At 70.5% G+C, this 13036-nt stretch carries 10 protein-coding genes; all 10 read left to right on the forward strand.

Going from position 1 to position 13036, the window contains the following annotated elements:
- Positions 1–39: 39 nt before the first annotated feature.
- The 10 genes from ABZ863_RS08445 to ABZ863_RS08490 all read left to right on the forward strand — a co-directional run bounded on the left by ABZ863_RS08445 (position 40) and on the right by ABZ863_RS08490 (position 12939).
- Positions 40–1758, forward strand: coding sequence for a gamma-glutamyltransferase (locus ABZ863_RS08445; protein ID WP_358532451.1), 1719 nt, complete (start codon positions 40–42; stop codon positions 1756–1758).
- Positions 1755–3101 carry an amidohydrolase family protein gene (locus ABZ863_RS08450; RefSeq protein WP_358532453.1) on the forward strand — a complete coding sequence of 449 codons (1347 nt, stop codon included), beginning with the start codon at positions 1755–1757 and terminating at the stop codon, positions 3099–3101. Before ABZ863_RS08445 ends, ABZ863_RS08450 begins: the two co-directional genes overlap by 4 nt.
- The gene (locus ABZ863_RS08455; RefSeq protein WP_358532455.1) at positions 3098–4117 is read left to right on the forward strand and encodes a hypothetical protein; all 1020 of its coding nucleotides are present in this window, start codon (positions 3098–3100) and stop codon (positions 4115–4117) included. The genes ABZ863_RS08450 and ABZ863_RS08455 overlap by 4 nt, the downstream gene beginning before the upstream one ends.
- Positions 4114–5577, forward strand: a complete 1464-nt coding sequence (locus tag ABZ863_RS08460) for an amidase family protein (protein ID WP_358532457.1) — start codon at positions 4114–4116, stop codon at positions 5575–5577. Before ABZ863_RS08455 ends, ABZ863_RS08460 begins: the two co-directional genes overlap by 4 nt.
- 1 nt (position 5578) lies before the next feature.
- On the forward strand, positions 5579–6658 hold the full coding sequence (locus ABZ863_RS08465; RefSeq protein ID WP_358532459.1) for an extracellular solute-binding protein: 1080 nt from the start codon (positions 5579–5581) through the stop codon (positions 6656–6658).
- Positions 6658–7434 carry an amidohydrolase family protein gene (locus ABZ863_RS08470; RefSeq protein WP_358532461.1) on the forward strand — a complete coding sequence of 259 codons (777 nt, stop codon included), beginning with the start codon at positions 6658–6660 and terminating at the stop codon, positions 7432–7434. The genes ABZ863_RS08465 and ABZ863_RS08470 overlap by 1 nt, the downstream gene beginning before the upstream one ends.
- The gene (locus ABZ863_RS08475) at positions 7431–7877 is read left to right on the forward strand and encodes a hypothetical protein (protein WP_358532463.1); all 447 of its coding nucleotides are present in this window, start codon (positions 7431–7433) and stop codon (positions 7875–7877) included. The genes ABZ863_RS08470 and ABZ863_RS08475 overlap by 4 nt, the downstream gene beginning before the upstream one ends.
- Before the next feature lie 94 nt (positions 7878–7971).
- On the forward strand, positions 7972–9045 hold the full coding sequence (locus ABZ863_RS08480; RefSeq protein ID WP_358532465.1) for an extracellular solute-binding protein: 1074 nt from the start codon (positions 7972–7974) through the stop codon (positions 9043–9045).
- Complete coding sequence (locus ABZ863_RS08485; protein ID WP_358532467.1) at positions 9030–10661, forward strand: amidohydrolase; 1632 nt, start codon at positions 9030–9032, stop codon at positions 10659–10661. Before ABZ863_RS08480 ends, ABZ863_RS08485 begins: the two co-directional genes overlap by 16 nt.
- Positions 10662–10677: 16 nt before the next feature.
- Positions 10678–12939 carry a N,N-dimethylformamidase beta subunit family domain-containing protein gene (locus tag ABZ863_RS08490; protein WP_358532469.1) on the forward strand — a complete coding sequence of 754 codons (2262 nt, stop codon included), beginning with the start codon at positions 10678–10680 and terminating at the stop codon, positions 12937–12939.
- Positions 12940–13036: the final 97 nt, after the last annotated feature.

The raw sequence follows: 13036 nt of genomic DNA on the forward strand, positions 1-13036 counted from the left end.
GGATTGTCCACAGTGTCCATATCGGAGGAAGGTGCGACCGTGACCTCACCCAGCTGGCCGGCTCCGAATCCCACGTTGCTCGGCACCCGGCACTCGGCGTCATCCGGGCACTACCTGGCCTCTGCCGCGGCGTTCGCGATCCTCGAGGCGGGCGGCAACGCGGTCGACGCGGGTTGCTGTGCGGGCATGGCGCTGGCCGTTCTGCACGCCGACGAGGTGAACTTCGCGGGTGTAGCACCGATCATGATCCGCCTCGCCGACGGCACGACCGTGAGTCTCGACGGGCTCGGGGTGTGGCCGCGGCGGCTTCCGGCGGACCTGTTCCTGACCCAGCACGGCGGCACCATCCCCACCGGTCTCCTGCGCACCGTCGTCCCAGCCGCGCCCGACGCGTGGATCACTGCGCTGCGCGACTACGGAACGATGACGTTCGCTCAGGTCGCGGCCGCCGCGGCGCGGCTCGCGGGCGACGGCTTCGCCGTCTTTCCGTTGCTCGCGGACGGCATCGCGAAACGGCAGGCGGGCTACCGGAAGTGGGCCGCGAACGCGGCGATCTACCTGCCAGGAGGCAGGCCGCCCCGGGTGGGGGAGCGGTTCGTGCAGGCCGACCTCGCGCGCACGATCCGGCTCATGATCGACGCGGAGGAGCGCGCCGGTGGCGATCGGGTCACCGGCCTCGAAGCGGCGCGGGCGGCGTTCTACGAGGGCGAGATCGCCGAGCGCATCGTGACCTATCACGAGGCGAACGGCGGCTATCTGCGCCGGGACGATCTCGCCGAGTTCCGTTCGCGCTACGAGCCCGTCGTCGCGACCCGCTGGCGTGACTTCACGATGCTGACCTGCGGGGCATGGTGCCAGGGCCCGATACTGGCCGAGGCGCTGCTGATTCTCGAACGGCACGGCCTTGACGGCCTGGCGCACAACAGCCCGGAGTACGTGCACACGGTCATCGAGGCGCTCAAGGGAGTCTTCGCGGATCGCGAGCACCACTTCGGGGACCCGGAGTTCGTCGACGTACCGCTGGAGCGGCTGCTCGGCGCGGAGCACATCGCCGCGCGCGCGGCGGCGATCGACCCCGAGCGAGCCTTCGCGGGCCTGCCGCCCGCGCTCTTCGGTGAGTCGCAGGCGCTGCCCGAGGCGATCAGCGCGGGGGAGGTGCGCCACATCGGCGAAGGCGGCACCAGCTACGTGTGTGTCGTCGACCGGTGGGGCAACGCGTTCTCGGCGACACCGTCGGATGGCGCGTCGACCTCACCCGTCATCCCCGGCACGGGGATCGTGCCTTCGCTGCGCGGCCTGCAGTCGAGACCCGACCCCGCGCATCCCTCGGGCGTCGCCCCGGGCAAGCGCCCGCGGTTGACGCCCAACCCGGCGATCGCGGTGCGCGACGACGGCAGTGTGCTGCCGTTCGGTTGCCCTGGCGGTGACATGCAGGTACAGGCGATGCTCCAGGTGTTCCTCAACGCCTTCCACTTCGGAATGGAGCTGCAGGAGGCCGTGAACGCGCCGCGCTTCTCCACGTGGAGCTTCCCGAACTCCTTCGCCCCCTTCGACTACCTCGCGGCGCACGTTTTCCTGGAGGACCGGTTCGACACCTCCGTCCACATGGGACTGGAACGGAGGGGCCACGATGTCCGGCGCTGGCCCGCTTTCACCCGTGACGCGGCAGCCGTTGAGGCGATCTACCGCAACGCGCGCACCGGATTCCTGGAGTCCGCAGCCGATCCGCGGCAACCGGCCCAGGCGGTGGTCGCGTGACCGGCACGCCTGCCATCTATATCGCGCCCGTCGTGACGATGGATCCGAGGCGGCCGCGCGCGGCGGCGCTGGCGGTCGCCGCCGGCCGGGTGATCGCGGTCGGCAGCGTCGATGACGTGCGGGAGGCCATGCCCGCAGGCACTCCCGAGCACGCGCTCGACGGCGTGCTCCTGCCCGGCCTCATCGACGCGCACCTGCACCTGCAGCGGGGCGGCCTCAAAGCACTGGCCCACCTGCCGGAGGACACCGGTCTCGCCGAGTTCATCGAGACGATGGACCGCACCTTTCACGACGAGGACTGGCCGCGTGAAGCGCCACCGACGCTGGACGAGCGTGTCGCGGGCATTCGCCTCGCCCAGCGGTTGTTTCATCAGCTCGGCTTCACCGGCATCATCGATCCCGCCGCGACGATCGACGAGATGCGCGGCTACCAGGAAACACGCAGGCGTGGTGCGCTCACGATGCGCACTGTCGCGATGCCGTACCTCGAGCCCGGGTCGGCCGCGACGCCCGACGTCGACGCGGTGATCGCGCACCTCGATGGCGTCGGGGTGTCGACCGGGTTCGGTGACGACGAGCTGCGGATCGGGCCGATCAAGGTCTACGCCGACGGTGAGGCGCTCAAAGGCCAGGCGCTGCTCGAACAACCGTGGGACGACAGCGGCTACCGGGGACTGCAGCGGATCTCCGATGAGGACTTCGCCCGGCTCGTGAGCTTCTGTGCCGACCATGGTTGGGGTGTCGGCACCCACGCGGTCGGCGGCGCGGCCATCGCCCTCGTCGCGCGCGAGTACGCCAAGGCCGGTGCCGCGGTCGCGCAACGCCGGTTCCAGATCATCCACGCTTACCTCGAGCCGAGCGCGGAGACGATCGCGGCCGCGGCGGAGGCCGGCGCCATCGCGTCACTGCAGCCGTCGATCATCTGGCACAACGGCGCGGGACTGCGCGCCAAGCTGGGGGAACGGGCAGAGCGCGCCAATCCCGTGCGCAGCTGGCTCGACGCAGGCGCTGTCGTCGCGTTCGGTTCCGATGGCCCGTTCTTCGCCTTCGATCCGCGTCAGCTCATCTGGCAGGCGGTGACGCGGCGGGTGCGCGGCGAGGACGAGCCGCTGAGCCTCACTGAGGCGATCACGGTGGAGGAGGCCCTGTCCGCGTACACCGTCGGGGCCGCTTACGCGAGCCTCGCCGAGAACAGCCGCGGGATGCTGCGCCCCGGCATGCTCGCGGACTGGGCACTGTGGTCCGGCGATCCCACGGCGGTGCCGATCGACGAGCTGCGCACGCTGATCGTGCGCCGCACGGTCGTCGGCGGCCGCACGGTCTACGACGAGGCTGCCGGATGATCGAGACCGTCCTTGGCCCGATCGAGGCGGCGCTGCTCGGCCGGGTGGCCACGAACGAGCATGTGCTCACCGACTCGCGTGGCCTCGTCCGGCCGACGCGCGAGGGCCGCGTGCTCGACGGGCCGGTGCGTCCCGAGATCCTCGGCGACCTGCGGTGGAGCTATCTCTCGCTGCCCGACAACCTCACGCTCGACTCGCCCGAGACGGCCGCCACCGAACTGGCCGCGGCCGCGACGGCGGGTCTTGGCGCGATCGTCGAGGCGACGTCGTGGGGCATGGGGCCGCGGCACGCCGACCTTCCCGCCGTGTCGCGTGCCGCCGGTGTGCACATCGTCGCCGCCTACGGCAGCTACATCGACAAGACGTTGCCGGGCTGGTGGGCCGCGCAGACCGAGGCGGAGATGGAACACGCCTTCACGACGGCGCTCACGAAGGCCGTTCCCGGCACCGGATTCCGCGCTGGCCTGCTGGGGCTGCTCGGCACGAGTGCCGAGATCACGGCGGCGGAGGGGCGTGCGCTGCGCGCCGCCGCGCGGGCCGCGGCCGCCGCGAACGCGGCCGTGAGCATCCGGCTTGACGCCGCGGCCCGGCGCGGGCCGGAGGTCGCGGCGATCCTCGCTGCCGAGGGACTGGATCCCGCGCGTGTCCTCTTCTGCAACGTCGACAAGGTGCTCGACGGCGCGTACGTGCGCGAGATCGCCGACACCGGAGCGACCGTCGAGTTCGCTTTCGGCAGCGAGAACTACTTCGCCGACCGCGCCCGCGACGCCACCGACGGCGAGCGTCTCGAGTTCCTCCGCGCGCTGCTCGCCGACCGCCCGGCAGCCGCGGTCACACTGACGTGCTCGGTGTGGACCAAGGGACAGCTCACCTGCCATGGCGGCATGGGTTACGGCCACGTCGTGCGGCGCATCGCGCCCGCGCTGGCCCGCCTCGGCGTTTCGTCCCAACGGATCGACGACATGCTCATCGCGCGGCCCGCCGCGCTGCTGGACAGAACGGATCAGTCCCCATGACGACCGACAGCCCGTTGTACTGGTGGAGCGCGACGGACCTCGCGCGTGGCATTCGCACCAGGGAGATCTCCGCCGAGGAGGTGATGCGTGCCCATCTCGACCGCATTGCCGAGACGAACGAGAAGATCGGCGCGATCGTGTCGATGATTCCGGAGCCGGAGGCACTCGCGGCGGCGCGCGAGGCCGACCACGCGGTGGCCCGAGGCGACGAAGTTGGCTTTCTGCATGGCCTTCCCACCGCGGTGAAGGACCTCATGGACGTCGCAGGGCTCCCGACGAGGCACGGCTCGGCCGTCTACGCCGACGCGCCGCCCGCGACGCGGGATGCCCTCATGGTCCGCCGTATCCGCGAGGCCGGCGCCATCATCATCGGCAAGACGAACACGCCCGAAGCCGGACTGGGCACCCTCACGTTCAATCCGCTGCACGGCGTCTGCCGCAACCCGTTCGACACGTCACGGCACGCGGGCGGATCGAGCGGTGGTGCGGCAGCGGCGCTCGCGGCCGGCATGTTGCCGATCGCCGACGGTTCCGACAGTGGCGGGAGCCTGCGTTACCCCGCGGCGTTCTGCAACGTCGTCGGTGTGCGCCCGACGCCCGGCCGCGTCGCCAGCGGGCGGCCGGACAACGGCTGGACCGCGCACGGTGTGCTCGGCCCCATGGCACGCTCCAGTCTCGACGCGGCGCTCGGCCTCGCGGCGATGAGCGGCGCCGACCGGGACGCGCCGATCTCGATCCCGGAGGACCCCGGTCGCTTCCTCGACGTCGTAGCGGCCCCGCCGTCGCACGTGCGGATCGGCTGGAGCGCGACGGCGGATGGCGTCCCGATCAGCGCGGAGGTCTCGGCCGTCCACGCGACGGCCCGCGCCACGCTCGCCGCCGCGGGCTATCCGATCATCGACCTCGAGCCGGAGTTGGCCGATGCCGAGGAGGCGTGGGAGACGATCGAGATGTTCAACTTCTTCGCCTTCGGCCGGGAGGACGCGGCGCGGCATCCCGACCGCATGCGCCCCGATCTGGTCCGCAACATCCGCCAGGGCGAGCGACTCACGGCCGGCCAGCTCGCCGACGCGCTGCGCAAGCGCACCGAGATCTTCCGTCGCACCGAACGGCTCTTCGAGCAGATCGACGTGCTCATCGCGCCCGCTACCCCCGTCGTCGCGCCACCGGCCGAGGTGGAATGGGTCGATCGCGTCGGTGACGTCGAATACGACCGGTACTTCCGCTGGCAGATGCTCGCGAACCGGTTCACCGTCACGGCACATCCCGTGGTCGTCACACCTGGCGGGTTCAGCGGCGAACTGCCGGTCGGGTTGCAGGTCGTCGGGCGCCACCGCGGCGAGTTCGATCTGCTTTGTGCCACGGCGGGCATCGAATCGGTGCTCGGCTGTGCTGGCCCCGCCGGCCGCCACCCCCTCGAGTTCGCATCCAGCAATCGGCCTGACCCGGGAGCTTGTTGATATGACCACCTTCATTCGCGGTCGGCGGCACGTCGCTTCCGGCTCTGCCCTCACCGCCCTCGCCGCGGTCGGCGTGCTTCTCGCGGGCTGCGCCGGCTCCGACAATGCGGCCGCCGATGCGGACGGCGGCATCAGCGGCACCGTCATCTGGGCCGACTTCGGCGGCCCCACGAACGAAAGCCGTCAGGTCGCGTACTTCGACGGGTTCCTCGACGAACACGACGTCGAGGTGACCTCCGTTTCGATCGAGGACGCCATCTCCTATCCGATGCTCGAAGGCGAACCCGGTGACTACGACGCCTTCCAGGTCAGCGCGGCCGAGATCCTGAACTATCCCGACGGGATGCGGGAGCTGCCGGAAGGGGCGCGGTCCGACCTGCTGCCGGACGAGCTGCGCCCGTACCTGATGGGCGGCTTCTATCTCGGCATGGCGCAGGGGTGGCTGACGGAGACCTTCACCGACGGGGGTCCGCAGAACTGGGCCGCCTTCTTCGACACCCAGAAGTATCCGGGGAAGAGGGCGTGGCCGGGATCGCCGCCGTTCTACGACTCTTCGTTCGAGATCGCGCTCCTCGCCGATGGCGTCGCGCCAGAGGACCTCTATCCGCTCGACCTCGACCGGGCGATCGCGAAGCTCGACACGATCCGCGACGACCTCGTGTTCTATCAGTCCTACGCCGAGGTGCAGCAGCTGCTCGCCAGTGGGAGCGCGGCGATCGCGGTGTCGGTCACCGGTCAGTTCTCCGCGCTGCGCAACGCCGGTCAGGACGTCACGGTGCAGTGGAACCAGGCGTTCACGACACCGCAGGGCTTCGTGATCCCGCCACGGTCGAGCAACCCTGACGCGGTGCTGGCGCTCGCCGAGTGGATGAACGATCCGGAGAACCAGGCGACGTTCGTCGAGCGGACGGGGTACGGCCCCGTGAACTCCGCCGTGTTCGAGCGGCTGGACCCGGAGTTCGCCGCGAACCTCGCCAACGCGCCGGAGCACGAGGGCCTCGTGATCCCGTGGAACGAGCAATGGCGCGCGGACAACAAGCAGGCGATGCTCGACGCCTACACGAAGTGGCTGGCCGGCTGATGATCATCGACGCTTACAACACGACCCAGGATGTGCGGGGGCGCTCGGACTACCTCACCGGCGTCCGCCCTGGGGAAGCGCCGCCCGCGCACGTTCCCTTCGACCCGCGGCGGATCCTCCGCGACATGGATGCCGCCGGTGTCGACATGGCGATGGTGTGCTCGCTTTCGCAGCGGATCGAGAACGACTTCATCATCGGCATGCAGGACTCCTACCCGGAGCGGTTCATCGGCTTCGGTCAGGTCATGCCGCAGGCGGATGACGCGCTCGCCGAGATCCGCCGCCTCGCCGAGGCCGGCATCCGTGGTCTCAAGCTGCATCCCAGCCTGCACGGCTACCACGTGGCCGACCACGGTCTGCTCGATCCGGTTTTCCGGGAGTGCGCGAAACACGGGATGGTGGTGCTCATCAACGCGCTCGACGACGCGTTCTGCGCGCCCTTCGCGATCGAGGAGGTCGCGAAGGATCATCCGGACGTGCCCACGATCATCGCCCACATGGGCGCCGTCTGGAATGTGCCCGAGGCGATCATCGTGGCCGAACGCCGGTCGCACATCTACCTCGAGACGTCGGCGACGCTCATGGCCGACGTCAAGCGCGCCTACGCGCGGCTCGGCGCCGAGAAGATCCTCATGGGCACGGAATGGCCCGGCTCCGACTTCGACATCGAGCGGCTGAAGATCAGGAAGGCGATCCCCGGCGAGGCCGACCGAGCACTCGTCGAGGGCGGGAACTACGCGAAGCTGCTCGGCATCGGTGCGCCGGGCCGGTCATGAGCAGGCCGCCGCTGACCCGGCCGCCGGAGATGAGCGACGACGACGCCGAGCTGATGAGCGCGGCGGCAGCGCTTCTCGACCGGGTGTATGAGACCGGACGGCACGAGGTCGTCGCCGCGATGCGGCTCACCGACGGGACCGTGCGGCTCGGCGTGCACGTTGACGGGTCCGCGCGGCGCAGTGCGGTGTGCGCTGAGGGTGTGGCCGCGGGGAACGTGTTCGCATACGCGGCGGAGACCGGCGCCGCCGCGGTCGTCGTGAGCTGTGTGAGCGTGCTTCGGCGGCCGTCAGGGACCCGGCACCTGATCGAGCCGTGCGGGGTCTGCGCCGAGCTGCTCAGCGACTACTGGCCAGTGGCGCGGGTCTGGGTGACGCGTGGCGACGAGATCGTCGCCGTCACGGCGACCGAATTGCTGCCCGCGAAGCGCTCGCGTACCTGGTGACATGCGGCGGTCGCGAGTGTAACCTTCCTGAAACCCCATTGGATCCATCGCTGAGTATGTTGGATCCAACAATTCTGGTGATGAAGGAGTTCGTATGGCGCGCACACGCACGGACATTCGCCGAGCGCGTATCCGGCTCGGCGCCGCGGCCGCCGGTATCGCCCTGCTCGCGGGATGCGGCAGCGGCGGCGAAGCGCAGACCAGCGGGGACACGGCCGCGTTGAGCGGCGAGATCATCTGGGCCGACTTCGGCGGTCCGACCAACGAGGCCCGCCAGGAGATCTACTTCGCTCCCTTCACGGAGAACACGGGCGTCGAGGTCGTCTCGGTCGTGGTCAACGACGCCATGCAGGAAGCGATGATGTCGGGTGGGCAAGGCGACTACGACGCGACACACGTCGGGCTCGACCTCGTGTACGCCAACAAGGACAACGTCACCCAGATCCCGGCCGAGTACCAGGACCAGGCGCTGCCCGAGGACATCCGCGCCTACGCGTTCGGGACCTTCTACGTCGGTCACGCGCAGGGCTACCTCAGCGACACCTTCCCGAACGGCGGTCCCAAGACGTGGGCCGACTTCTGGGACGTCCAGACCTACCCTGGCAAGCGGGCCTGGCCCGGCACACCGGGCAGCTACGACAGCTCGTGCGAGATCGCGCTCCTCGCCGACGGTGTCGCCCCCGAGAACCTGTACCCGCTCGATTTCGACCGCTGCTCGGCGAAGCTCGACGAGCTGCGCCCGAACATGGTGTTCTACATGTCGTATCCGGAGATCCAGCAGCTGCTCGTGTCGGGGACGGCCGCCGTCGCCATGGGGCCGAGCGGCCAGTTCTCGGCCCTGCGCAACGCGGGCCAGGACGTCACGGTCTCGTGGGACCAGGCGGTCGTGGCTCCGAACGTGATCGCGATCCCGAAGCAGGCGCCGAACGCCGAGAACATCCTGGCGCTCACGGAGTACTTCCACGACCCGGAGCGGCAGGCCGAGTTCGCGGCGCGCACCAACTACGGCCCCGGCAACCCCGAGGCGTACGAGCACATCCCGGCGGACGTCCAGGACAACCTCGCCAACGCGCCCAGCCACACCGCCGTAGTCTACCAGGACTCGAAGGCCCGCGCGGAAGCGACCGAGGAGCTGCTCAACTGGTACACGTCGTGGCTGGCCGGCTGATCGCCGCCACCGGCCCGGCCACGGACGGTCACCCCGTGATCGTCCGCGGCCGGGTCCGCACGATGGACGACGCGCGACCGCTCGCGGAGGCGATGCTCGTGCGTGGCGGTCGCGTCGTCGCGACGGGCGAGGCGGCAGCGTTGCGTGCGCTCGAGCCGTCGGCCCGGGTCGAGGAGGCTCGCGGGACCGTGCTGCCCGGCTTCATCGACGCACACGTGCACACGCTCGTCGTGGGTCTGGAGCGGCGGCGGCTGACGATCTCCGACGCCGGATCGGTGCGGGAGGTCGTCGAGCGGGTGCGCGACTGGCTGGCCCGCCACCCCGGGCTCGACTGGGCGGTCGTCGGCGCGCACTTCCACGCCGAAGACCTCGCGGAGGGCCGGTTGCCGAACCGGCACGACCTCGATCCCGTCTCGGGAACGACGGCCCTCTACCTCGATCGCCGCACGCACGACGCGATCGTGAACACGGCCGCGCTGCAACGGTCCGGGATCGACCGGACGACACCGGACCCGCCCGGCGGCACCATCGAACGCGACGACGACGGCGAACCGACCGGCGTGCTCATCGAGCGGCCTGCGGCGGACCTGGTGTTCTCACAGGTGCCGCCGGTCGATCTGGACGAGTTGCATGCCGCCCTCGCCGAGGGCCAGGCACACCTGCACAGCCTCGGCGTCGTCGGCGCCGCCGAGCCCGGTCTCACACCGGCTGAGCTGGCCGTGTACCAGGAGGCGTGGACCAGTGGCACGCTGACGCTGCGCACGCTGGCGATGCCCCTTGTGGACACCGCGGTCCCTCCGGAGGAGTTCCTCACCGGTCTCGGCACGGTGACCGGGTTCGGTGACGAGCGGCTGCGGATCGGCCCGCTCAAGGTGTACTTCGACGGCACCGGCGGCTTCGGTACCGCGCTGCTCAGCCGCGAATGGCCAGGAAAGCCCGGTTACCACGGCACGCAGGTCTGCTCCACCGAAACGTTCCAGGCACTCGCGGATCACTGCGCCACGCGCGGCTGGTCCCTGGCCGTCCACACCGTCGGTGACGAGGCTGTGCGCATCGTGCTGGAGTGCATGGCGCGGGCCGACCGGCTGCGTCCCGTCCGCGACCTCCGGTTCTCGGTCATGCACGCCTACCTGTGGCCGTCGGCGGAGTCGATGGAGCTCGCGGCCCGGCTGGGCGTAGTCCTGTCGACGCAGCCGTCCATGCACTGGCGGGTCGGCGCCGGGATCGCCGACCGTTTCGGCGCGCCGGCAGGCGACCTGGCTCCGCTGCGTGCCTGGGCGGACGCCGGTGTGCGGCTGGCCGGTGGCTCGGACGGTCCCGACTTCCCCATGTCTCCGCTGTTCGGTATGTGGCAGTCGCGGACCCGGCGGGTACGCGGCCGGGACGCACCGCTCGGGCCGCATTCGGCGCTCACCCCGGCCGAGGCGCTGCGCATGTGGACCGTCGACGCCGCCTACTACTGCTTCGCCGATGACGAGCGCGGGAGTCTCGCGCCAGGAAAGCTGGCCGACTGGGTCGAGGTGAGCGTCGATCCGGTCGAGGCCGATGACGACGAGCTCGCGAGTGCCATGGTGCTGCGCACCGTCGTCGGCGGACGTGAGGTCTTCGCGCTTTGACCATGGGAGAACGCTGATGGGTGACGAAGCGACCGTGCCACCACGCGTACTGGGCTACACCGACCGCGTCTCCTACCGTCCGGGCGACACGGTCGCGCTGCAGGTGAGCACAGGGGCCGAGCACTGGCGAGGTGAGCTCGTCCGGCTGCTGGCACTGGAGATCCCCTCGGCCGGGGTCCGGCGGCGCGCCGAGAACGTAACCGGTGCCGTGCCTGTCTCGGCGCGTGGCATCGACCAGCCGACCGCGCTCGGCTCGTACGCGCGGTTCGACGGCATCCCGCCGATCGGGAAGGACGGCCTGGTCGTCGCGCTCGCATTCATGCCGACGACGCCGGGTGATCCGGCGTTCGGCCCGCAGGTGGCGATCGCGCACGCGGCGGATGGCACCGGCTGGTGGGTGGGGGTCGGGTCCGATGGGCGGGCCTGTGCCGGGGTGTGCACGACGTCCGGTCCGGTGAGCCTCGCCGTCGGCGCTCCGCTCGCGGCGGGCTGCTGGGTCGAGGTCAGGGCGGTGATCCCCGGCCGGCCCGGCGAGCGACTCCGGATCGAGGTCACCCCGGCCGGGACGTTCGCATCGAACCGGTTCGTGCGGGCGCCCTGCGACACCGTGGCCGCGTCGGTTGTTGTTGGGGCACAGGTTGTTCCGGCTCGCGGGCCGCTGCTGTGGGGGTGCCGTTCGCTGCGCCCGGACGGCCCCGAGCTGAGTTTCGACGGTCGCATCGAGAACCCGGTGATTGTGGCGGACGCCGCGGCGACCGGCTCTCGCGGCGAGCTGGCGGAGCATCTCGCGGTGGTGGCGGCGTGGGACCTGGGTGCGGACATCGGAGCTGGCGGCGTCGCCGCCACCACGCGCATCACGGATGTAAGCGGTCACGGGCGGCACGGTGCCGCCGTGCAGCATCCGCACCGTGCCGTCACGGCCTCCAGCTGGTGTGGCGACGTCACCGACGCGCGGTTCGCGCCGGCGGAGTACGCGGCGATCCACTTCCACCGCGACGATCTCACCGACTGCGGCTGGCTGTCGCAGGGCGGGATCGCGCTGCCGGACGACCTGCGCAGCGGGGTGTACGCCGTGCGGCTCACGGCCAGCGACCACACAACGGATCTCGTCCCGGTGTTCGTCGGACCACCCGAGGGCACGGCCACCGCGCCGCTGCTGCTCGTCCTGCCGACCAACTCCTACCTCGCGTACGCCAACGACCATGTTGGCGTCGACAGCCCGCGCACGCAGGTGTGGAGTCAGCAGGTGCCCACACTCGACGACTTCGAGCTGTTCCGTAACGCGCGTCGCGAGCTGGGGTTGTCGCTGTACGAGGTGCACGGCGACGGCTCACCGGTCTTCTACTCCAGCTGGCGCCGGCCCATCCTCACGATGCGCGAGCGGGCCTACGACCACAACGCGCCGGTCTGGCAGTTCACCGGTGACATGCAGATCGTCGACTGGCTCGAACGCACCGGCCGTCCGTACGACGTGGTGACCGACCTCGAGCTGCACCGTGAAGGCGCGAGCCTGCTGTCGCGCTACGCGGCCGTGCTGACCGGATCGCACCCCGAGTACGCGAGCGGCCCCATGCTCGACGCCTATGAGCGGTACGTCTCGACCGGTGGCCGCCTTCTCTACCTCGGCGGCAACGGAATGTACTGGGTCACCGGGTTCGATCCGGACGACGAGCAGGTCATCGAGATCCGCCGGTGGGGCGGCACCCAGGCATGGTGCGCCGATCCGGGGGAGTACCACCTGTCGTTCACCGGCGAGCCGGGCGGGATCTGGCGCTTCCGCGGGCGTGCCCCGCAGAAGACGTTCGGCGTCGGGTTCGTCGCGGCCGGCAACCCCGGCGCGTCCGCGGGGTATCGCCGCGCCACCGACGATCCACGGGTCGGGTGGGTGTTCGAGGGCGTTCTGGACGCTTCCGAGCGCGACTTCGGGCGCTACGGCGTCGCCGGGGGCGCGGCGGGACTGGAGATCGACTCGGCCAGTCCGTTGCTCGGAACGTCGGCCGACGCCGTCGTTCTCGCGACGTCGGTCGGGCACGGCGACGACATGCTCGAAGCGCGCGAGAACTTCAACATGACCAGCCGGGTGCTGGGCGGTGCGCGCAATCCGAGGGTTCGCTCCGATCTCGTGCTGGTCCCGCGCTCGGGTGGCGGGGCGGTGTTCTCGACCGGATCGATCGCCTTCGCAGGCGCGCTCGGTGGTGCCGGTGGGGAAACGTCCGTGTCGCGCCTGCTCGGCAACGTCGTTGACCGGTTCCTCTCGGGCGCGCCCGTTCTCGACTGACAAACCGCCTGTTGCGGACCTTTAACATCGCCGATACAGTTCAGGATCCATGCTTGGATAGATTGGATCCATTGAGTGGGTACGTGAATGACCGCCT

This window comes from Saccharomonospora sp. NPDC046836 (assembly GCF_040645195.1).
Lineage (GTDB): Bacteria > Actinomycetota > Actinomycetes > Mycobacteriales > Pseudonocardiaceae > Prauserella_A.